Annotated in this window: 19 protein-coding genes and 3 pseudogenes; 7 read left to right on the top strand and 15 right to left on the bottom strand. The window is 68.2% G+C overall.

Going from position 1 to position 19,695, the window contains the following annotated elements:
* Window positions 1-48: 48 nt before the first annotated feature.
* Entirely contained in the window at window positions 49-417 is a 369-nt protein-coding gene (locus GA0115254_RS20045; RefSeq protein WP_093896656.1) for a recombinase family protein, read from the bottom strand.
* A gap of 571 nt (window positions 418-988) precedes the next feature.
* Here GA0115254_RS20045 and GA0115254_RS20040 point away from each other — a divergent pair.
* Window positions 989-1,552, top strand: a complete 564-nt coding sequence (locus GA0115254_RS20040) for a Uma2 family endonuclease (RefSeq protein WP_093896655.1) — start codon at window positions 989-991, stop codon at window positions 1,550-1,552.
* A gap of 523 nt (window positions 1,553-2,075) precedes the next feature.
* Here the strand turns inward: GA0115254_RS20040 and GA0115254_RS20035 are convergent.
* The 5 genes and pseudogenes from GA0115254_RS20035 to GA0115254_RS20015 form a co-directional block, all read right to left on the bottom strand.
* Window positions 2,076-2,558 (bottom strand): hypothetical protein, encoded by a 483-nt coding sequence (locus GA0115254_RS20035; RefSeq protein ID WP_093896654.1) that lies wholly within the window; start codon window positions 2,556-2,558, stop codon window positions 2,076-2,078.
* A 456-nt stretch (window positions 2,559-3,014) separates the two neighbouring features.
* On the bottom strand, window positions 3,015-3,419 hold the full coding sequence (locus tag GA0115254_RS20030; RefSeq protein ID WP_176740203.1) for an endonuclease domain-containing protein: 405 nt from the start codon (window positions 3,417-3,419) through the stop codon (window positions 3,015-3,017).
* A pseudogene (locus GA0115254_RS20025) lies at window positions 3,419-4,360 on the bottom strand (IS200/IS605 family accessory protein TnpB-related protein); the annotation flags it as partial. The pseudogene GA0115254_RS20025 and the gene GA0115254_RS20030, both read right to left, overlap by 1 nt.
* 331 nt (window positions 4,361-4,691) lie before the next feature.
* Window positions 4,692-5,291 carry a hypothetical protein gene (locus tag GA0115254_RS46270; protein WP_256102695.1) on the bottom strand — a complete coding sequence of 200 codons (600 nt, stop codon included), beginning with the start codon at window positions 5,289-5,291 and terminating at the stop codon, window positions 4,692-4,694.
* Between the two features lie 83 nt (window positions 5,292-5,374).
* A complete protein-coding gene (locus tag GA0115254_RS20015) occupies window positions 5,375-5,830 on the bottom strand; it encodes a DUF5946 family protein (RefSeq protein ID WP_093896652.1) in 456 nt (151 codons plus the stop codon).
* Window positions 5,831-6,219: 389 nt separating this feature from the next.
* Between GA0115254_RS20015 and GA0115254_RS20010 the strand changes: the two genes are divergently transcribed.
* Window positions 6,220-6,639: a hypothetical protein gene (locus GA0115254_RS20010; RefSeq protein ID WP_093896651.1), complete on the top strand. Its 420-nt coding sequence runs from the start codon at window positions 6,220-6,222 to the stop codon at window positions 6,637-6,639.
* A gap of 58 nt (window positions 6,640-6,697) precedes the next feature.
* On the opposite strand, the gene GA0115254_RS20005 is transcribed toward GA0115254_RS20010, so the two are convergent.
* The gene (locus GA0115254_RS20005) at window positions 6,698-7,375 is read right to left on the bottom strand and encodes a DUF4253 domain-containing protein (protein WP_256102694.1); all 678 of its coding nucleotides are present in this window, start codon (window positions 7,373-7,375) and stop codon (window positions 6,698-6,700) included.
* Window positions 7,376-8,144: 769 nt separating this feature from the next.
* Here GA0115254_RS20005 and GA0115254_RS19995 point away from each other — a divergent pair.
* Window positions 8,145-8,597, top strand: coding sequence for a hypothetical protein (locus tag GA0115254_RS19995; RefSeq protein WP_141720872.1), 453 nt, complete (start codon window positions 8,145-8,147; stop codon window positions 8,595-8,597).
* On the opposite strand, the gene GA0115254_RS46265 is transcribed toward GA0115254_RS19995, so the two are convergent.
* The 3 genes from GA0115254_RS46265 to GA0115254_RS19975 are packed head-to-tail and all read right to left on the bottom strand — an operon-like array spanning window position 8,579 to window position 10,424.
* Window positions 8,579-9,274 (bottom strand): hypothetical protein, encoded by a 696-nt coding sequence (locus GA0115254_RS46265; protein WP_256102693.1) that lies wholly within the window; start codon window positions 9,272-9,274, stop codon window positions 8,579-8,581. The genes GA0115254_RS19995 and GA0115254_RS46265 overlap by 19 nt on opposite strands.
* A 30-nt stretch (window positions 9,275-9,304) precedes the next feature.
* Window positions 9,305-9,763: a PaaI family thioesterase gene (locus GA0115254_RS19980; RefSeq protein WP_093896647.1), complete on the bottom strand. Its 459-nt coding sequence runs from the start codon at window positions 9,761-9,763 to the stop codon at window positions 9,305-9,307.
* A 43-nt stretch (window positions 9,764-9,806) separates the two neighbouring features.
* Complete coding sequence (locus GA0115254_RS19975) at window positions 9,807-10,424, bottom strand: LysE family translocator (protein ID WP_093896646.1); 618 nt, start codon at window positions 10,422-10,424, stop codon at window positions 9,807-9,809.
* A 111-nt stretch (window positions 10,425-10,535) separates the two neighbouring features.
* Between GA0115254_RS19975 and GA0115254_RS19970 the strand changes: the two genes are divergently transcribed.
* A complete protein-coding gene (locus GA0115254_RS19970) occupies window positions 10,536-10,991 on the top strand; it encodes an Lrp/AsnC family transcriptional regulator (RefSeq protein WP_093896645.1) in 456 nt (151 codons plus the stop codon).
* 227 nt (window positions 10,992-11,218) lie between these two features.
* Here GA0115254_RS19970 and GA0115254_RS46260 read toward each other — a convergent pair.
* A pseudogene (locus GA0115254_RS46260) lies at window positions 11,219-11,508 on the bottom strand (IS481 family transposase); the annotation flags it as partial.
* On the bottom strand, window positions 11,505-12,767 hold the full coding sequence (locus GA0115254_RS19965; RefSeq protein WP_093896644.1) for a beta-ketoacyl-[acyl-carrier-protein] synthase family protein: 1,263 nt from the start codon (window positions 12,765-12,767) through the stop codon (window positions 11,505-11,507). The gene GA0115254_RS19965 and the pseudogene GA0115254_RS46260, both read right to left, overlap by 4 nt.
* 66 nt (window positions 12,768-12,833) lie before the next feature.
* Here GA0115254_RS19965 and GA0115254_RS19960 point away from each other — a divergent pair, with 66 nt between their 5' ends.
* Complete coding sequence (locus GA0115254_RS19960; RefSeq protein ID WP_093896643.1) at window positions 12,834-13,451, top strand: TetR/AcrR family transcriptional regulator C-terminal domain-containing protein; 618 nt, start codon at window positions 12,834-12,836, stop codon at window positions 13,449-13,451.
* Between the two features lie 406 nt (window positions 13,452-13,857).
* Here the strand turns inward: GA0115254_RS19960 and GA0115254_RS19955 are convergent, their stop codons facing one another.
* Window positions 13,858-14,463: a TetR/AcrR family transcriptional regulator gene (locus GA0115254_RS19955; RefSeq protein ID WP_093896642.1), complete on the bottom strand. Its 606-nt coding sequence runs from the start codon at window positions 14,461-14,463 to the stop codon at window positions 13,858-13,860.
* A gap of 69 nt (window positions 14,464-14,532) precedes the next feature.
* Here GA0115254_RS19955 and GA0115254_RS19950 point away from each other — a divergent pair, with 69 nt between their 5' ends.
* Window positions 14,533-15,426, top strand: a complete 894-nt coding sequence (locus GA0115254_RS19950) for an NADP-dependent oxidoreductase (RefSeq protein ID WP_093896641.1) — start codon at window positions 14,533-14,535, stop codon at window positions 15,424-15,426.
* Window positions 15,427-16,274: 848 nt separating this feature from the next.
* On the opposite strand, the gene GA0115254_RS19945 is transcribed toward GA0115254_RS19950, so the two are convergent.
* A complete protein-coding gene (locus GA0115254_RS19945) occupies window positions 16,275-17,819 on the bottom strand; it encodes an FMN-binding glutamate synthase family protein (protein WP_093896640.1) in 1,545 nt (514 codons plus the stop codon).
* A gap of 330 nt (window positions 17,820-18,149) precedes the next feature.
* Here GA0115254_RS19945 and GA0115254_RS19940 point away from each other — a divergent pair.
* Window positions 18,150-18,341 (top strand): annotated as a pseudogene (locus GA0115254_RS19940) (transcriptional regulator); the annotation flags it as partial.
* Between the two features lie 60 nt (window positions 18,342-18,401).
* Here GA0115254_RS19940 and GA0115254_RS19935 read toward each other — a convergent pair.
* Window positions 18,402-19,695, bottom strand: a 1,294-nt coding sequence (locus GA0115254_RS19935; RefSeq protein WP_141720871.1) for an ABC transporter permease, incomplete at its 5' end; no start/stop codon positions are given.

Genomic DNA, 19,695 nt, shown 5'->3' with positions numbered 1-19,695 from the left:
AACAACGGATATCGCTGACCTGCACTGATACGCCTCAGCGACGTTCGGTTACGCGGGCTCTTGGGACTGGCTGGGGACTTTGCTGAGATGGCGGTGGTTGGTGGGGCGGGTGACGCCGAACTCGTCGGCGATCTGCTGGACGGTCAACTCGCCGGAGTCGTACATCTCCCGCGCGAGCTGTACTTGCCGAGGACCCAGCTTGGGCTTCTGTCCTCCGGTACGCCCGCGGGCTCGGGCGGCTTCCAAGCCGTCCATCGTCCTCTCCGGCATGAGGGCGTGCTCGAACTCGGCAATCGCGCCCAGGATCTGGAAGAACATCCTGCCGACCGCAGTGGAGGTGTCGATGCCCTGACCGAGGACGACCAGACCAACGCCGCGCTTCTGGAGCTCCTTGGACAGCTCGATCAGGCCGGGCATAGTGCGACGAAGGCAACACCCCACCAGGGTCCGCGCGGCGCTAGGACAGAGCTTCCCGCCCGCTGCGCCTCTCTTTGCGTTCCAGTCAGCGAACCGGGCCACCCGGGCGCCCTGCCACCCCATGTAGTGGCAGGGCTCGGACCCTACGCCGCCGTTCCTCGCCGGTGCTGCGCCTCGTCAGGGTCCCCGGCCGGCATGGTCGGTGATTCGTCCTCATCAAGGTTCCGTTCTTCGACCAGGCCGTCGTACGCCCAGTCCTCACGGCACCTCTCGCACCACCACTCCCCAGGACCGACTTTCACCAGGTCGTCGAGCATCGGTAGGCCATGGCACTTCCCGCAGCATCCGCCCATGCGTTCGACGGTCCGTCACGACTCCGCCCCGCGGGGAGGGGCCAGGTGGGGCGCACAGGCGCTCAGGCCCAGCTCGGAGCCGTTTTCTGCACCATGCGGCACGCGGGGCCACGGCCAGCCCGGCGATGCGCGGCAGCCTGTGCCGCCCGTGCCCAGCGCGTCCCCGCACGCGATCGGGGCATGATGCTGTTGAGCACCACAGACAGGAGCGTGACCTGATGACCAGCGCACCGGACTACGGCCACGGCATCGATACCGAACACGCCCTCAAGTACGCCATCCAGCACATCCGTGGGGACCGTGTCCAGATCATCGAGGGGATCATCGAGCCGGTGACACCGACCTGGGACCACGAACGCGCCGCAAAGCTGGTCCGGCGGCAGATCGAGGACCGGGTCGACGAGCTCGGCTGCGTCGAAGGATCCGGGAACCTCGACCTGCCCGGCACGTCGAACTGGTACGTCCCCGACATCGCCGTCGTCCCCGAGGACCTCGCGAAGGGCGGCGGCGCGCTCCTCCCCGACCAGACGCTCCTCATCGTCGAGGTCACCTCGGAGTCGAACGCCGAAACCGACCGGGGCGTGAAACGACGCCGGTACGCCGAGTACGGGGCCCCGCTGTACCTCCTCGTCGACCGGATCGAGGGCAGCGTCACCCTGTTCTCCGAACCCGGCAGGCTCGGCTACACCCGCGTCGACGGCCCCCACCCCTTCGGTACTGTGCTGCACCTGCCCGAACCATTCGGCCTGGACCTCGACACCAGCAAGCTGTCACCGGCCTGACCTACCGAACGCGGCTGACGGTACGGTGTCCGGCAGTCGGGTTCGTTCGCCTCTGGTGATGCGTTCTTCACTTCGGCGGGGGCGGGGTCTTCGACGGGTACGACGGCGGGTTCGGATTTGGGCCGGCTTCCACGGGTTGTGACACGGGGCCTCCCAGAGGCGTGGGCGGTATGGGGCCGCCGAATTCAGCGTAGACCCGTCAGGGAAGTCACGGCTGGGAACCACTCGGTTGCGCGCCGACCCTAGTCGGCGGTATCCGGGTGCGCCACCGTCTGGCTGTCCTTGGTGGGTTCGACGAGGTCCAGCCAGTTGTTCGTGCCCCGCGTGTCTGCGGCGTGTCCCCAGGTTCTCGGGATCTGAGGGGCGTCGCTGTCTGGTTGGACTGGCCTACGCGGGCGTCCAGGGCGGGTCCGAATAATCACCGGGGCGGCACGGCGATGCGGGAGATCGAGCGCAAGTGCAACGTGTCGTGGCGGACGGTCAGGACGGCCCAGTCGTTCCGCATGCCCCGCCTGCAGACGGGCTATCGCGGTGGCCAGGGAACACGCTTCTGCTGGCCGGCCGGGCGGCGGCGGACATCGACAAGTTCGAAGCCGTCCTCGTGGCACACGAGATGCTGAACCTGGCCCAGGCCGGAGTCACGGACGAACCCGACCCACCCTCGCGTGGTCGCGTGTCGAAGAAGCCACCCAACGACGTCCATCGTCACCCCGAAGTCGTCCTCGTGGACGCACGTCCGGACGGTCAGGGCCCACGGTTCGCTGCCGTCCAGGTTCGGCCTGTCCGTGGCACGGACCAGCAGGGAGACATCGGCCCCGTCGAACGAGTGGCTCGCCGAGCCACCGTCGAAGGCCCGCCAGGGACCGCCCCATGACTCCCAGTCGGTCGACTTCAACTCTGTCGGCATGTCCGCTTGCCCCAGGAGCCACCTCAGTTCCAGAAGCACCGGCTCGGGCAGGTCCGGCAGCAGGTCCACCGCCAGGAACAGGTCGTAGTAGTCACTCACATCACGGACCCTAGCCCCAGCCGCTGACAGCACTCTGCGGGCCTGGCAGACCCCCACGGAGCCCGGTGCTGTCAAAACTCGGGCTCTGGCACACATTCCGTGAAAGATCTTGCTGGCTCCCGCCAGCAAGAGGCGCGCGTCATGTAGCCGCGCAGACCACGCGTCACCAGGGTCCGGTGAGACCGGACTCGAGATCGCTCACGGAATGTGTGCCAGAACCCCATTCTCGTATGCAAAGCCACCGATGAAGGCTGAGGAGGAGTGGCAGCGCCTTTCCGCGGAGGCAGTCGCAGCTGTCTCTGCGGAACTCGCAGCTGGCTATGTATGTGAGAACGGGAGTCTTTTGTGGACGACCGGCCTTGGACAACAAAGGTAGTCAGCGGAGACTCCCTGATCAGGAACGACTGGGTTCATTGCCAAGGCGAGAGGTGCCCTGATGGTTGCCCATATTCCTCCTCAGTAGCCCCGGAGGTAGTCGGCTATCCGTTCAAACTTGTCTGGGTCATCGCCGAGGTACCCGATCACGGAGTTGCATCGCCGATGAAGGATGCCTCTCACGCAATCCCCGCAGGTTGTCTTCTTGGGGCAGCACGAGTGGTCGTGGTCAATCACAACGTCCTTGTCGAACTTCCCGAGGTGTTCTCCGCATACTGGGCACCGACCGCCTTGATTCAGGTGGATCTCCGTGTACCTGTCGTACGTGATGCCGTGCTTCGCCGCCCTCCTGGCGATCTCCTGCTGATCCTCGTTGCACTTGGCGCTGTCGCACGTGTACGTCCACACAGTCTCGTCTCCGTTGGAGACGAATCTGCGCTCGTTCCTGCCTCCGCAACGTGCGCACTTGGGCGTGCCTTTGATCACGCGTTGGTATCGACACCGATCACGCCCCGGGCGCGGGCGGCTTCCAACAGGATGGTCTTCACGACGGGGCGTTGCCAGGACGCGGTAAGGTACCAGCGGCCACGCTGGGTGTCGAGGTGGATGCGGTAGGCGACGGCCCGGTTCGCTTCGACGCGGTTGGCCCACTCCGCACCCCGGTGCGCGAACGCCACGGTGGAGGTGAGGACGTACCGGCCGTGCTGGGCATTGGCCAGGTGCGCGAGCGGGGCAGGCAGTCTGATGCTGACTGCGCCGTCCGGGGTGACGCGGATCGTCTCGCTCCCGAACCGCTTCCCCGACTCCCCATCAGCGGCAAGAAGCCAGCGCTCCGCCTCCCAGCGTTCCCGCCACTGCTCCTCGATGAGCCGGACCTCGGTGAGGTGGTGGCGGGTGTTGAGCAGACGTCTGCCGCCCCGCGCCACGCGCACGCGTCCGGCCTGCCGGTCGGCGATAACGGCCGCATGCCGCGCCTCCAGTGCAGCCAGGCGGCGGGACTTGCGGAACCACTCGCCCTTGGAGCGGTAGCCGCCCGCGGCGCGCTTCGTTCCGGATTCACCGATCAGGAGGGACAGACGCCGCCGCAGCGTCCTGATCCAGGCCTCCAGCGTCTGGATGTGCGCTGCCTGGCAACGCCGGGCCAGCGCCCACTGATCGTGTGTGGCCTTGGTGATCGCACCCGCGATCCGCGACGACGACTCCTTCGTCAGGTCCCGCTTACGCGTGGCCCAGGTGTCCGCACCGTGCTTCAGACCGTCCGCACAGCGAGCCTTGAGATCACGGGAAGCCAACGCACCCTGATGGTCACCGACCGCACGCAGCACCATCTCGTCCTGGGGAGTGAGGGGCTTGAGACGGTCCCGGACCGCCACCCCGCAAGGCCCAGGCACCACGAAGGGCACGGCCAACTCCCGCAGACCACCCACCACGTCACCCCCGCCCTCAAGACCGGACACCTGCCACCCGACCCAACGAGCAGCAGCCGCCAAGATCACCCATTCGGCCCCAGAACCACCGTTCCCACCCCCACAGGCCCACGGACAGGACTCACTCCCGCACACCACCACTCACTTCGGCTCAGCAAACCGACAGCAGCTCACAACCCTCCCGCTGACGCGAGCTCGGCAGCGCAAAACGCTTGGACCGCGGGCGCGCCCCTGCAGACGCTCCGTCTCCTTGCCTGCTGGGGCGACAACAGAGAGTTGAGGCAGGAACCGTGTGGTCCCATGCCTGCGGGCTGGACGATCTTGTGCTGCCTTACACGCTGCCCGCCCCATGCTCGACTCGCCAGATCACAGGCTTCTCCGAGTCGTCCTCGGGGTGGTCGAACCAGAAGAACTTGACCTTGAGCAGCGGGCGTACGTACTCCGTGAGGACGTCCTTGCAGAAGTCGGTGTTCACCACCTTCTTCTCGAAGGGCGTTACCTTCTGCGCGACCTCGTAGAACTTGCTCGGGCGCTTATTGGCCTTGAAGCCGCACACGAGCAGACCGCCGCCGGCGTTCGCGAACGCGGCGACGTCCTTGGTGAGTTCGAAAGCTCGCGGGGCTGGAGGCGGTCGTGCCAGGGGCCTGTGCTGCCGTCCGACCAGGCCGCCTCGTGGAAGCCGTCGATCGGGCTGGTGCGGGCGCGGCCGTCGGAGACGAGCAGTTCGGCGCCGGTTCGCCGGCGAGCATCCCCCCGTCGTCAGCGAGATCCGGTAGATCCGCGCGGAGGACTTCGCGATGCCCGCGCCGGTGAGGTAGCGCTCGACCGCCGCGGTGTACGAAGCCGGAGGGGCGGACAGGGGCACCACCCGGGCGCGCGGCACACGCAACGCGCCCCCGCTCCCGAGTTCGGTCACTGGTTCGATCGTCACGCCCGTCCTGCCCTTCCGGTCCTGCCGCAGCAAAACTCATACATGCTGCGGGCCCGCTCTTCGGCGGGCCCACGGTCTTCCGGTCACGTGCTGCGGCTCCATGCGTCGACCGTGGCGGCAGCCCAAGCGTTGACGCGTTCCGCAAACTTTTCCGCGGGGAACGTCCCGTCGACAGCGACATCTTCGATCGTGACAGAGAAACGGGATGGCGGCGCGTCCCGGCGCGGCAGCGCCGCGTCGCGGACGACCCGTGAAGGCATGCTCTTCACGCGATGGGAGTTGCCACGACGAGCCTGGCCGGCAAGCTGGTTCACTGCATCGAGGCCGCCTTCGAGATATGCGTGCAGGAGCGCCCAAGCCATCGCACCATCGTCGGCGGGAAGCCGACTGGGGTGCTGGAACAAGAAGCAAGAGACTGAGACGCCGTGCAACGGCCCCCATGGTGCCTGCCGTGCGTGGTCCAGCGCGAGCAAGGCTTGGAACAGGTCGTCACAGGATCGCGAGTCCATGGACGCACCGCACTCCGCGCAGGGTTTCATGTCTCCTCCTTGATCGTCGAAGTACAACGTAGTACTCCAACTGACGTTCGAGGATTGTTGTGGCGAGGCGGTCTCCCGCCGCCGCTGCCGGTGACACACGACTGAACCACCTGTGGGCAGGAACGGGGCATCGCCACGCGAAGGCCGAACGCGCCATCGACACCTGCGCCCGCCTCGCGAGGCGGCTTTGAGTCAGCTGAAACCAGCGAGCCCATGGGCACGCACCGCCGGCCCGGACCCCAAGGTGGTCGGGGACTTGATCAACGGGGCGTTGTCGCTGGTCACTGGCCTGGAGCCGGTACCAGGGGCCGTAGCGGCGGCTGCGTTGACAGGTTTGGCTATTGGGATTAGCTCTTAGCTAAGAGTGTTAGCCATGCCTGGGAGATGTCGTGACTGAGTACCTTGCCGTCGACGGCGGCACGATCGCTGAAGTCCGCCACCCACTGCCGAGCCGCACCGACGTCCACGCCGCCATCGACAGCCTGGCCTCCGAGACCGGCCGACACCCGAGCCTGCTGGCCCTCGCCACCCGCCTCGGCCTCGCCAACACCACCTTCCGCCGCAACTACCCAGACATCTGTGCCGAGCTCGCCGCCATCGCGCGCACGGCAAGCGGCACGACCGCAGCCGACGCCCGCAGCAAAGTCCAGGCCAACAACGCCCGGCTGCGACGGGACAACTGCGACCTCGCCGCACAGCTCGAACTCGCCATCGCCGCCATCCAACGCCTGAGCATCGACGACGGCCTCCTGCGCGCCGCCCTTCACGATGCCCGCGCTGTCACCCTGCTGCCCCGCCGCCCCCGATGACCGACTCCGTCGCCACCAATCAGGTGCGCCAGCGAGCTGTCGCCCAGCGAGTGCCGGCTCAGTCCCACCAGAAATCCCAGCGGTGGGCGCCAGTGATCCGCTCGGCATACGCGGCCAGTGTGTACGGTCTGCTGCCCTGCCAGATGTTGTCAGGGCAGAACGCAAAGTGCTCGGCTGCAACCAGCAGAGCCTCATGCTCGCTCAACGGTGGCGCGGCGACGCTGAGGTGCAACGTGGAAAACCCGACCGCGACGACACGGGCTCCGAATCGGTTTTCCCAATCCCGGACGACTGCAGAGAATTTCGCGGTGTCGTTTTCGTAGTTGCAGGGGCCAGCCCAGCCCACGGCTGTCAGCGCTTCGGCACCGGACGGAGCGGCAACCAGTCCAAGACGTGTCCGCGGGCAGTCGGTGAGGAACGCCTCCGCGAACTCTGAGGCCAGTTGCTCAGGGTTCGTTACCGTTTCCCGGCCGGCCGCAAGGCCGGGCCATACCTGTCCGAAGGGGGCCGTAACAGCGAGGCGCCTTTTGACGTCGAGCATGTCGTCGTCGTCATCGACGGCCGTGTAGGTCGCCCACCACTGTGCGAGGAGGCCGGCAGGATCATGGCTTGCCGGGGAGGACATCTGCTCAGGAAAGACCTCCCCGGACCCCCAAGGACGGAACTCGCCATCGTTCGGGTCCAGAGCGTCGAGGAGCAGCGGCCACAAGCCAGAACGTGCGTGTTCGGTGTACATCCGCGTCCACAGCCCAGGCGCGGCTGGCACGTCACTGAGCCACAAGGGCTGTCGATCTCCGTCGCCTTCATCGGATGTGACCATCCGACCGGGCGGGAGCAGGCCATCAAGGCTCGATCGGGATTCAGGATGCATGGGCCGGATGCCAGTGCTGCGACCAGGGGGTATCACTGAGAGGGTCCGAGCGCTCGATCCCGGTACTCCTGGAATTCCTCCCAGCCTGACGTATGCCCAGGGGTTATCAGGTCCCCATTCGCACAGTCGAGCACTTTGCACCGCAGAGCCTTGGCAAGGCGGAAGACGTCCGTCAGCACGTCGCCGCCGGAGCCCCGGATGTGGAGCATGATCGAGTCCACCGGATCTTCCGACCCGATGTTGAGTTCGACGGACCAAGTCGGGCCGGAAAGCTCGCCCCGGGCTGGGTCCGAGAGGTCAGCTTCGGGGCAAGCCTGAGTGACAGCTGTGCGTACGTCGTCGCGCCGGCCGAGTGGGTCCGGGGTGTAGTCGGCGGGGATCTCGTGCACAGAGGTGACGTCGGCGGGTAGACGCATGAGAAGAACGTCCCAACTCATAGTGACCTTCCGGGTAGGACGGGTGCGGGGCGGGGTGGGGTGGGTCGGATCAGGCTGAGCTGCTCTCCCGATGGGTGTGGCAGGAGCGCGTGCAGTCCAGATCGGGATTTCAGCCGCCTGTGACTGGTCGAGACAGAGGTCACGGGACCGCGATGTCAGCCACCCATGTCAGTAAGGCGGGCTGTCATCATGCTCGTATGGCCCACGACATAGTGTTCTTCCTTGCCCCCGACGACGAAGCTGCAGCTGCGGCGCGCCCACGGGGACCTGGTGCAGCCTTTGAGTCTGTGACCTGCCGTTTCATTGAGCCGGACAGTGCCATCGCCGAGTGGGACATGTACTTCCAGGAGCCTTCGGCCGAGGCCCCGCCGGTCGAGCGGCTTCTTGGGTGGGCGTGGCCGGAGTGGGTCACCGCCCCCTTGAACGATGGCGTTGAGGTGTTCGCTCTGCCGAAGCGACTGACCCGAGCACTGGCCAACGCGAGCTCCGCCGAACTCGAAGAACTCGCAGGCCGCTGGACCACGCGCCTCCGATCCGAGGACGGAGACGACATGACCGACGACGACCTGCTGGCAGTCCTGCAAGGCGTTGCCCGCCTCGCAGCCTCTGCGGTGAATACGGGTGGCGGCCTCTACAGCTGGAGCTTCTGACCGTCCCTCCGCGAGGGACGCTCGTTCTTGACGCCGCTGCACGCCAGGAGCTCGGCCCCGGCGGCGTCGAAGTACAGGGTGAAGAACCAAGATCGGTTTGCTGCGACGATGTTGCCGGTACGCAGTTGCTCATCGCGGTGCCGAGCGCGGAGGATCTCAACGGTCTCCTCAAGGCCGAGCGTCGTCAGGCCGATCTTCAACGACCGCCTCAGCCTTGTCGCAGCGATGCCAAGGACCATCCACTGTGGCGGCTGTCCGTCGTAGAGCATGACCTCGCCGCCGGCGGCGATGGCGTCGCGCGCTGCCTTGCAGGCACTGGTCTGGTCTTTGAGCATCGCAGTGATGTCGCGCCGGCCCGTGCAGCGCAACCGCAGGAGGGCTCCACGGGCCCCATGGTCAGCCAGCGGTCGCTTCTGGCCGACCTCGCCAACCTCACCGACCGCAGCACCCGCCAGGCCCAGCACATTGTCCGACTCGAACGACGGCTGTCCCACGCTCTCGGCCAGGACGCCTGGCGCGCCACCGGGCTCGGAGCCCTCACCGACATCGACGCCCTTCAGGAGAGGATCGCCCATCTCGAACAGCAGGTCGCCGATCTTGCCGCGCAGCTCGGTGAACGCGACGAGGACCTGGTGGCCCGCTCGGGCCACCAACCGCGAGTTGATGAACCAGCTCAACAGCCGCCCTCACCGACCCCGCTGACCTGCCTACCCGGGGGTCCTGTCCACCCGAATCAGGGTCTGCTGGCCGTTGGCGACGAGCTTCCGGGCGCCGTCGCTCTGGACTCCGTACACCTCCAGCCGGCACACGGTCAGGGTGCGCCCGGGCTTCAGGACGGTACCGATCGCTTCGAGGTGGTCGCCCGCGGCGGGCGCGAGGAGGTTGATCTTGTACTCGACGGTGAGGACCTCGGATGCCTTGTCGAACAGTGTGAGTACCGCGTAGCCGCCGGCGGTGTCCGCGATGGCGCTGGTGGCGCCGGCGTGGACGTAGCCGTGCTGCTGAGTCACCTCGGGGGAAGCCGGGAGCCCGATGTGCACCCTGCCGTGGCCGATGTGGGCGAGGCGCGCTCCGAGGTGGGCCATGAGCCCTTGGCGGTCGAAGCTGTCCTGGACGCGCTTGTGGACCGCGGGGCTGGCCTGTTCCTGCCACGTCTGGTCTTCCACGTGCTCTCCTTCGGGCCGTGTGGGATGGAGCGGGACGGGTCCCTCAGCCGGCCAGGCGTTCCACCAGCAGGAAGGCGCCGATGGCGATCATCATGGCACCGCTGACACGAGTGACGATCCGGGCGGCCGAGGGCCGGGTTTTGAGGACCGTGCGGGCCAGGACGCCAACGGCGAGGTAGACGACGGTGCACGCGGCCAGGTGCATCGTGCTGAGCAGCCCGGTCTGTGCGGCGACCGGCCAGCCGTCGGCGGAGTCTATGAACTGCGGGAACAACGCGAAGTACAGCAGCAGCGCCTTCGGGTTGAGGCCGCTGATCCCGGCCCCTTTGAGCATGACCTGCACGCGTGAGGCGCCTGAGCTCTCCGCGGCCGCCGCCGGTACGGCTGGCTGCCGCAGAACGCCCCAGCCCAGCCAAAGCAGGTAGCCGGCGCCCGCCACGGTCAGGGCGGTGAGTGCGGCCGGTGAGCTTGCCACGATCACCGCCAGGCCCGCGACGGCCACCAGCGCGTAGGCCGCGTGGCCGGCGATCAGCCCTGTGACGGCCGGGACGACCGAGCGTTCCCGCAGCCCGGCGGAGATCGCGTAGGCCCAGTCGGCGCCAGGGGTGAACACCAGGAGCAGGTCCACTGCCAGGAAGGCCACCAGCGTCGTCGTATCCATTGATCGATCCCTCTCGCATTTCTCGCCGTGGAGGGAACGCTAGGCCGGATTTGCCCGAAAGTGTTTGCGTCTTTACTCCACGATCGCGTGCTGGGAGGGAGAATCTTCTCTATGGACGCCCTGGACCGGAAGATTCTTACCGAGCTGCAATTGGATGGCCGTCTGACCATCACCGAGCTGGCGGCGCGGGTGAAGCTCAGCATCTCGCCCTGCCACCGTCGACTGCGCGACCTCGAACGCGAAGGCGCGATCCGTAGCTACCGCGCCGTGGTCGACCCGGCCGCCGTCGGCCTGCACTTCGAAGCGCTCGTCTTCGCCACCCTGCGCTGGGAGAGTCCTGACACCGTCACGGCCTTCGAAGAGGCCGTGGCCGCCGTTCCCCACGTGCTCCAGGCGCAGCGCCTCTTCGGCGAACCCGACTACCTCCTGCAGGTCGCGACAGCCGACCTGGCCGCGTTCCAGGAGCTGTATGACCAGCGGCTCGCCCGGCTGCCCGGGGTTCAGCGCCTGACGTCCACCCTCGTCATGAAGAACGTCATCGACGACCGGCCCCTGCCAGAGAGCTGACCTTCGTCGAACGGGCGGCTCGCACCACTGCGCTGCTGGGGCTCACCGCCGTCGGGATCCGGCCCTGCACGACATCTGTCGCACACCGATCCGGCGTCCCAAGAGGCCATTGGCCAGTACAGACACCGATCGGCCGACAGGCACTTACGCCGCCAACCCAACAGACGCGACGTGTCGTGCGCACGCAGCCCTTCCTTCCGCGCCGTGACCTCCCTTCGCTGCAGCTAAATCCCGTCGACAGCGAGGTCGTGGGCAATGCGAGTGCCCGACCGCTTGCGGGCACGCCGCATCTCCTCCATGCGTGTGGCCACGTCGACCGGTGTCGCACTCGGCTGATGGTGCGGCGTCGAGCTTTGAACCCGAGTTCGCCGTGTCGCCGGTGCCGGTTCACCCACTTCGACGCCATTGCTCGGGAAGTCCCCATCTCTGCGACGACATGCGCGACCGGACGAGTCCTGCAACGTTCGATCAACCGGCGGCGACCCTCCACGGACAATGGTGCGTTCGCGTGGGTCATGGTGTCGTCGATGCCGTACGGGACGCGTGGTGCCGTGCGCCGGTGACGATGAGTGAGACATTCTGTCCGCCGAAGCCGAAGGAATTGCTGAGCACGGCCTCCTGGGGGACGTCTCGTCGCTCTGCGACGACATCGAGATCGATGTCGGGCCCGACGCCGGCCGCGGTGAGGTTGCGGGTCGGCGGGATGACGCCGTGCTCCACACTGAGGACGGCGATGAGCGCCTCGATCGCGCCGGCCGCGCCGAAGAGATGACCGAGTGCCGCCTTGGGGGCTGTCACGGTGGCGCGGCCGAAGACCTCCCCGATCGCGTGTGCCTCGGCGACGTCGCCGACCGGAGTTCCGGTGGCGTGGGCGTTGATGTGGCTGATCTGCTCGGGAGCCAAACCGGCTTGCGCAAGGGCCTTCCGCATGGCGGAGACCTGACCGGAGCCGTCGGGAGCGGGTGCCGTGATGTGGTGAGCGTCGGCGGCGATGCCGGCTCCCGCGAGCACCGCGTGGACGCGCGCGCCTCGGGCGCCGGCGTGCTCAGCGCTTTCGAGCACCACGACGGCGGCGCCTTCACTGAGAACGAATCCGCTGCGGTCCGCGGCGAACGGCCTTGACGCTGAAGCGGGTTCGGCGGTGTGCCGCGACAAGGCTTGTGCCTGGACGAAGCCGGCGACGGTGATCGGGGTGATCGCGGCCTCGGTCCCGCCCGCGATGACGACGTCCGCCTCGCCGGCACGGATGAGCCTGGCCCCCAGGGCGATCGCCTCGGCACCGGAAGAGCACGCCGAAACAGGCGTGTAGACCCCGGCCCGTGCACCGTATTCGATACTGATCAGCGCCGCCGCCGCATTGGGCATGAGCATCGGTACCGTGCGTGGCGAGACGCGCCGCGTCCCGGCCGCCTCCAGTACGTCGTCTTCCTTGAGCAGCGTCCGTACGCCCCCGATGCCCGTGCCGATCGCTGATGCAAGCCGGTCCGGGTCCACCCGCGGGGCACCGGCATCGGCCCAGGCTTCGGCCGCCGCGGTGAAGGCTGCCTGCTGCGAGCGGTCGAGCCGCCTGGCCTGCACCGGCAGCAGCGACTCGGCGGGGTCGATCGCCATCGTCCCCGCGACGGTGTCGGGAAGGCCGGCATCCTCGTGGCCGCGCAGGACGCCGCCGCGGATGCCCGACTCGCCGGCAAGCAGGGCTTTCCAGGTGGACTCCACGTCTCCACCCAGTGGTGTGATCGCGCCGAGTCCGGTCACGACGACTTCAGTCCGGTGCATGCCCGTCAACCTTTCTTGTATGCGATACAAGCGAACAGACCTTGTTGTATCACATACAATTTGAGTGTGGAAAAGCAGCGAACCGAAGCTCGATCGACGTCGACCCGGTCGCGTGACCGCGGTCGCGCGACGAGGCGCCGGCTGATTGAGGCAACTGCACGGCTCTGCAAGGAGCGGCCCGGCGCCGAGGTGAGCGTCGCGGAGATCGCGAACGCGGCAGGCGCCTTCCCCAATCAGGTCACCTACTACTTCGGCTCCAAGGACTCGCTCCTCGTGCACGCCGCCTTTCTCGGCTTGCTGCACGACGCCCGACGGATTGAGCGCATCGGCCGCCAAGCCCCCGATGCGGCGACATTTCGGCGCAACATCGCCCGCGCCGTACTGGCCATGCCCTCGCTCCCATCGGTCGCGCGAGCACTCGCCGCCGGGATCTCCAAGCCCGAACTCGCCCCCGTGGTCGACCGGCACCTCCAGTTGCTGTTCCGGCAATCCGAGCGCTTCGTGAGCCAGCTCATCGGCGGTCGCGACTGGAAGGCCCGTCGACCGCTCGACATGGAGGTCAGGACGTTCTGGAGCACCGCGCTCGGCGCAGTGCTGCTCGTCCGGGCCGGGGCACACGGCACTGTCGCCGACCTCGACCTCGCCGGAGCATTGACCATCCACGACGAACCCGAGCGCGGCTAGCCCGGTCGAACGGCCCTGCGGCGACGACGTGCGCGGTTCCCGCGCGACGGTGGCCTTGTCGCGGTCGGCATGTTCGCCGTCGCCGACGAACTCCACTGTCGCGGCTGGAGCAAGGCGTCAAGAACCTGCTTGCCAGTAACAGGTAGTTGGCGAGGCGCCCCTGACCGGCCGCACTAGCCGGTGGTCAGCAGCTTGCGAAGAAGTTTTGTCGGCCCCGATGACGGACGGTAGGTGGCCCCGAAGGGCCTTGGTCGGTTCTGCTCATGGGGTCGGCCGCAGCCGGACCGCCGGCAGGGCTGTGCGGCCATGAGGGCCCTCGGTACAGAACGATCAAGGCCGGTTCGCGCACTGATCCGCTCTGCCGCTGAGGTTCGGTGAAACGGCGCCGGGCGGGGTCGAGTTCTGACTACGGTCCAGCCGTGCCGGTGGAGTTCGCGGAGGGGCAGGTGGCCTCCCAGGCCGCCTCGATCATCCGGAAGATCTCGTCCACCGCGGCCTTCGGGTCGGCCGCCGCACGGGCCAGCGAATAGGCGTCGATCACGAACCTCGCGATCGCCCGGCAGGCCGTTGTGGTCCGTGACAGGTCGGGATCGGCGGCGATGGCCGTTGCCAGCGACTCCGCGTGGCGCAGTCTCATCGACTCTTCGTACTCCCGCAGGGCAGGTGATTCGTCGATCATGCGCCAGATCGGGGCGGCGCTGTCCGCCGTGCAGTGGAGCACCAGGGCCTGGATCTCGCGGCGCAGCGCGGGGACGAGCGGCTCGTGCGGCGCCCGGTCGGTGACCGCCCGCGTGAGGCGTTGCTCGAAGTCGTCGTCCTGCTCGAACACCAGGGCCTCTTTCGAGGCGAAGTGAGAGAAGAGCGTGGTGACGGCCACGTCGGCCTCGGCAGCCACGTCACGGATGCCTACCGCGTCGTACCCGCGTTCCAGGAAGAGCCGCAGGGCGGCGTCAGCGATCTTCTGGCGGGTCACGGCCTTCTTGCGCTCACGGCGGCCGGTCGGCATGGTCATGCTCTCACGCTATCAGGTGCAAATTCATAACAGGTCCAAAACACTATCGGTTAGTGTTACGGTTGCCGCATGAAGAAGGTGAGCTTCGCCGAGTTCGGCGGTCCGGACGTCCTGCAACTCATAGATGCCGAGGAGCCCCACGCGGGCCCCGGCCGGATACGCATCGCCGTGCGGGCGGCGGGCGTGAACCCCGTCGACTGGAGGATCCGTGAAGGCCAGGTCCTGGGGGCCCATCCGATCGAGCTGCCCTCTGGAGTCGGGCTGGACGCCTCCGGGGTGGTGGACGAGGTCGGTGAGGGCGTCGAAGGGGTCGAGGTCGGCGACCGCGTGTTCGGCGAAGGTTCGAGCACGTATGCCGAGTTCGCCGTACTGTCGGCCTGGGCCCGTATGCCCGAGGGGCTGACGTTCGAAGAGGCGGCCGGGTATCCCTCCGTGGTGGAGACCGCGCTGCGCGTCATCCGCGCGGTCGGTGTGCAGTCCGGGCAGACGCTGCTGGTCAGCGGTGCGTCCGGGGGAGTCGGATCGGCGGTGCTGCAGATCGCCCGTGAACGCGGCATCACGGTGATCGGCACGGCTGGGGCCGCGAACCAGGACTACCTGCGGAGCTTGGGTGCCCTCGCCACGACGTACGACGAGGGCTGGGTCGAGCGGGTGCGGGAGCTCGGCCATGTCGACGCGGCTCTCGACCTGGCCGGCTCGGGCGTGATCCGCGAGCTCGTCGAGCTGACCGGGGATGCGCAGAAGGTGATCTCCATCGCCGATCTCGATGCGCCGGAGTGCGGTGTCCGATTCTCCGGCGTGGCCGGGAGCGTGCCGGAAGCGCTCGCCGAGGCCGTCGGCCTCATCTCGCGAGGAAAGCTCCGCATCCCGGTCGAGAAGTCGTACACGCTCGCCGAGGCCGCGGCGGCGCACATCGACAGCCAGGCCGGTCACACGCGCGGGCGCCGGGTTCTGGTCGTCTGAAGCCGGCTATGCGTCGCCCTCAAGCAGAAAGTGAGGGCGACGCCAGCCAGGATCTCGCTACTTCATCAAAAGACAGCGGGCCCGAGTCCCAGCGGGGCCGAAAACCGATCGGAAGGGCAACCTACAGATCGTCGTCACAGTTCGTCCCATCCCGTGGGACGGGGGAGGAATCTCCGGACATTGTCAGTCCACAGGCCCGCGCCCTGAACATCGCTCCTGGGGCCGCACGATCAGCGGCGCGGCCGGTATATGAGGAGCCGTCAGAATGCAGCACTTCTCCCGTCGAAGACGAGACGGGAGAAGGCGGCTGCGAGCCGTGTATACCGACGATCGCGCCCAGGAGAACCGACACCATCCCCATCACGCACAGCGCCGGCACCACCCGTGCCCATCTCGTCGTCGCGAAGAGCGCCTTTCTCGGCTGAACGGGCCGCGCGTGCCTTCCCCGTACAGCCGCGGACGTCTTCGGGACCCTACGGCTCACGGACTTCTACGCTGTCTGCGTCATCACAACCTCCTCCAGGGACCGCACGACGAGGCGGCCCGCAGGGAAGCCTTTTCGGCACCGACCTGTCCAGCAAGATCCCCGGCACCCCGGGACAGTCCGGGACCGTCCGGCACTGTCCGGCCCGTCGATGTCCCGGCCACAACGCGCCCTCTGATCCCCCGGCCCGGCACGTCCCGCCCTCGGGACTGCTCCCGACCAGGCCGGACAGATCCGGACTGTCCCGGCCGCCCTCATGCGTTGCCCGGCGAAGCAATGCCACAGGCCGTGGCTCGCAGTCGGCCCGGCCGACCGCCCCGCACCGCCCGATCTCGCAGATCAGGCACTGGCAACTCGTCACACGTCAGCCGACAGGCTTCTGGAGAGGAGTCGGTTTGGTGGTGAGCAGTGCGGTGATCTCCTGGGCGAGCTCCGGGCCGAGTTCGCCCCAGCCGTCCTTGTAGCCGTAGACGCTCGCCAGGGTGCGGGCGTCGTAGTCGCCGTTCATGATCTCGATGTCGGTGGTGGTGATGAGTGCCGGGTGGGCGACGCCGACGGCTCCCGAGACCTTCAGCAGCTCCTTACGCAGGGTGCGCAGGTAGACAGCGGCCCGGGTGGCCTTCGAGGGCGCGTCGACGCCGCGCACCAGCCACGGGTCCTGGGTGGCGATGCCGGTGGGGCACTTGTCGGTGTGGCATTTCTGCGCCTGGATGCAGCCGATGGACAGCATCGCCTCGCGGGCGACGTTGATCATGTCGACACCCAGGGCGAAGGCGACGGCGGCGTTCTCGGGCAGGCCGAGCTTGCCGGAGCCGATGAAGGTGAGGTCGTCGGTCAGACCCTGCTCGGCGAACGTGCTGTAGACGCGGGAGAAGCCCATCCGGAACGGCAGCGACACCGAGTCGGTGAAGATCAGGGGAGCCGCCCCGGTGCCGCCCTCGCCTCCGTCGATGGTCACGAAGTCGACCCCGCGATCACCACGCGCCATCAGCGTGGACAGCTCCTGCCAGAAGCTCATCTCCCCCACAGCGCTCTTGATCCCGACCGGCAGACCGGTCTCGGTAGCGAGCAGCTCCACGAAGTCGAGCATCGAGTCGACGTCGTGGAACGCGGTGTGCCGAGAGGGGGAGGCGCAGTCCTTGCCGGCCGGGATGCCGCGGATCCTGGCGATCTCGGGGGTCACCTTCGCGCCCGGCAGCATCCCACCGAGCCCCGGCTTGGCGCCCTGGGAGAGCTTGATCTCTATCGCCTTGACCGGGGCGCCGGCGACCACGTCCTTGAGCTTGTCGAGGTTGAAGGTGCCGTCCTCGTTGCGGCAACCGAAGTACGACGTCCCGATCTGGAGAACGAGGTCACCGCCGTTTCGGTGGTACTGCGAGAGGCCGCCCTCGCCCGTGTTCTGCATCGCGCCGGCCAGTGCCGCGCCCTTGTTGAGCGCCGTGATGGCCGCGCCGGACAGCGATCCGAAGCTCATCGCCGAGATGTTCACGACGCTCGCCGGCCGGAACGCCTTGGCACGCCCGCGCGGGCCGCCCAGCACCTTGGCCGAGGGCAGCGGGCCCTGCGGGTCGTGCAGATCGGGCAGCGTGCCGGCGAACGTGCGCTGCTTCACGTACGCGTGCCCTTGCACGTGCTCGACGTCTACGTCGGTTCCGAACCCGAAGTAGTTGTTCTCTTCCTTCGCCGACGCATAGATCCAGGTGCGCTGGTCACGGCTGAACGGGCGCTCTTCCTCGTTGGACGTCACGACGTACTGCCGCAGCTCCGGCCCGATCGTCTCCAACAGGTACCGGGCGTGCCCGATCACGGGGAAGTTTCTGAGCAGTGCGTGCTTCTTCTGGACGAGGTCGCGGGCAGCCACCAGCGCCAATGCTGTTGCGGCGGCCGCGCCGATGCTCCGAGCGCGCATGAACGTTCCTCTCCTCGACTGCTCGATACCCGACTCCATCGCTGTGCGGCGGACGTCGTGGGCGTTGGGCGACGGACACGGCCAGGCACGCATCGGCGTCCGACGACGAAACGCCACACGATGTTAGAGGTCTCGTGGATGGGCGGACGGGGCAGGGTGCGTAAGTCCGGCTCCGGCCTTGGCGCTCGTGCGGGGCCAGGACGCTTCTCCAGGCAGTTCAATGCTCGGAGAGCACCAGGAGCAGGCGCGCCAAGCTCACCAGCGACAGACTCACCGCACTTGCCAGCCTCGGACTGGAGTGGGCCGCCTGACGGAACAATGGCGATGCCGGCGCTCGCTGGCTGGCAGCGGCTTGGTTCCGTGGGCCGGCATCTCAAGGTGCTGCTCGACGCGGGGCTGGCACAGCGGCGCCGGGCGGGGCGGTCGGTGCTCTGCTACCGGACCGCCGCGGCCGACGTGCTCGTCCGGGCGCAGCACGGGCGGGGACCGGCGGCGGACGGCCGGAGCACAGAGCCGTCATAACGCTCCGGACCCGGAGCCGGCCCTGGTGCTCGGACGGCCGGTCCGCCGCCGATCGCGCGCTCACTCCACCTCGGTCGGCGTCCCCGCCCCGCTTCGTTGCGCGGCACGGGCCGGCAGGGCCGTCGAGACGAAGGCCAGGAGCACGGCTGTCGCGATGACGGCAAGACACGGCACGAGTGGTGCGTACGGTGTCGCGGCGCCGGTCATGCCCAGGCTGTACGCGGTCAGGGTCGCGCAGGCCACCGCCGCTCCCAGAGCGATCGCGAGCAGGGTGACCGTGAGCGTCTCCCAGCGGAGCATCGCGCGCAGTTGGCGGCCGGTCGTGCCGATCATGCGCAGGAGAGCGAGCTCGCGGCGCCGGGCGGACGTCGACATCACGAGGGTGTTGACCACGGCGATCGCGGTGAAGGCGATCACGAGTCCCATCGCGATGTAGTTGACCTGGGCCTGCGCGCCTTCCTGGGTGCGGCGTGCCGCTGCCACGGCGGTGCGGTCCAGGACATGGACCGTGGGGAAGGGGCGCAGCGCGGTGGTGAGCGCCGACCGGCTCGGCGCCCCGGCCACCAGGACCGATGAGGAGAGCGGCTGGTCGACATGCGCCGCCACCAACCGGTGCGGGAGCAGCAGATCGCCGAAGCCCAGCCCGCGTTCGTAGACGGCGGCCACCTCGAGGTCCTTCTTGACTCCGTCGCCGAGTGTGAGGGTGATGTGGTCGCCGACCTGCGCGTGCCGGGTACGGGCCGCCAAGTCGCTGAGCGCCACCGTTCCGTCGCCCATTGCGGCGAGCGTGCCGGCGGTGACCTCCGGGTCGAGGGTCCGGGCCAGACCCGGTGAACTCACGCCCTGGGCGGGGAACTTGTCCTGCCCGATGCGCACCGTGGTGCGGACGACCTCCGTCACCGTCGTCCCCGGCACCCGCTCGCGCACGGCCTGTGCGGCCACGGTCGGGACACCGGGCTCCGAGGCGGTGAGGACGTAGGGGGCGCGCGTGCCGGACGCGGCCTGCTCGCCCGCCGAGTGACTCGACGTCGTCTGCGTGAACAGGATCGTCGAGGCCATCGCCACGGCCAGGCTCAACGGGGTGACCACGGCCGCGACACGCCGGGCGCCGGCACGGGTGTTCCGTGCGGCGAGGAATCCGGAGGCCGGGGAGATCCGCTGTGCGATCCCGCCCGTCACCCAGGTCGCGGACCGGGCGAGCGACGGGCCGAGCAGCGCGATCGCCGCGGCCGCGACGATCACCGACAGGAACGTCACCGGGGTGGCCGCCGCGTCGGTCTTCAGCCCGGACAGAACCACGACCAGGACGACGTACCCGACGGCGGCCAGGACACCCGCGACGACCCGGCCGGCG

It is taken from the genome of Streptomyces sp. Ncost-T10-10d, from assembly GCF_900091955.1.
GTDB lineage: Bacteria > Actinomycetota > Actinomycetes > Streptomycetales > Streptomycetaceae > Streptomyces.
Note: the sequence above shows the minus strand (reverse complement) of the source record. Positions and strands in the feature narration are given on the sequence as shown.

Excerpts from the sequence above, each read along its gene's own strand:
- GA0115254_RS20045 (WP_093896656.1), bottom strand. The coding sequence starts at position 417 with ATGCCCGGCCTGATCGAGCTGTCCAAGGAGCTCCAGAAGCGCGGCGTT.
- GA0115254_RS20040 (WP_093896655.1), top strand. The coding sequence starts at position 989 with ATGACCAGCGCACCGGACTACGGCCACGGCATCGATACCGAACACGCC.
- GA0115254_RS20015 (WP_093896652.1), bottom strand. The coding sequence starts at position 5,830 with ATGAAACCCTGCGCGGAGTGCGGTGCGTCCATGGACTCGCGATCCTGT.
- GA0115254_RS20005 (WP_256102694.1), bottom strand. The coding sequence starts at position 7,375 with ATGTACACCGAACACGCACGTTCTGGCTTGTGGCCGCTGCTCCTCGAC.
- GA0115254_RS19995 (WP_141720872.1), top strand. The coding sequence starts at position 8,145 with ATGGCCCACGACATAGTGTTCTTCCTTGCCCCCGACGACGAAGCTGCA.
- GA0115254_RS19975 (WP_093896646.1), bottom strand. The coding sequence starts at position 10,424 with ATGGATACGACGACGCTGGTGGCCTTCCTGGCAGTGGACCTGCTCCTG.
- GA0115254_RS19970 (WP_093896645.1), top strand. The coding sequence starts at position 10,536 with ATGGACGCCCTGGACCGGAAGATTCTTACCGAGCTGCAATTGGATGGC.
- GA0115254_RS19965 (WP_093896644.1), bottom strand. The coding sequence starts at position 12,767 with ATGCACCGGACTGAAGTCGTCGTGACCGGACTCGGCGCGATCACACCA.
- GA0115254_RS19955 (WP_093896642.1), bottom strand. The coding sequence starts at position 14,463 with ATGACCATGCCGACCGGCCGCCGTGAGCGCAAGAAGGCCGTGACCCGC.
- GA0115254_RS19950 (WP_093896641.1), top strand. The coding sequence starts at position 14,533 with ATGAAGAAGGTGAGCTTCGCCGAGTTCGGCGGTCCGGACGTCCTGCAA.
- GA0115254_RS19945 (WP_093896640.1), bottom strand. The coding sequence starts at position 17,819 with ATGCGCGCTCGGAGCATCGGCGCGGCCGCCGCAACAGCATTGGCGCTG.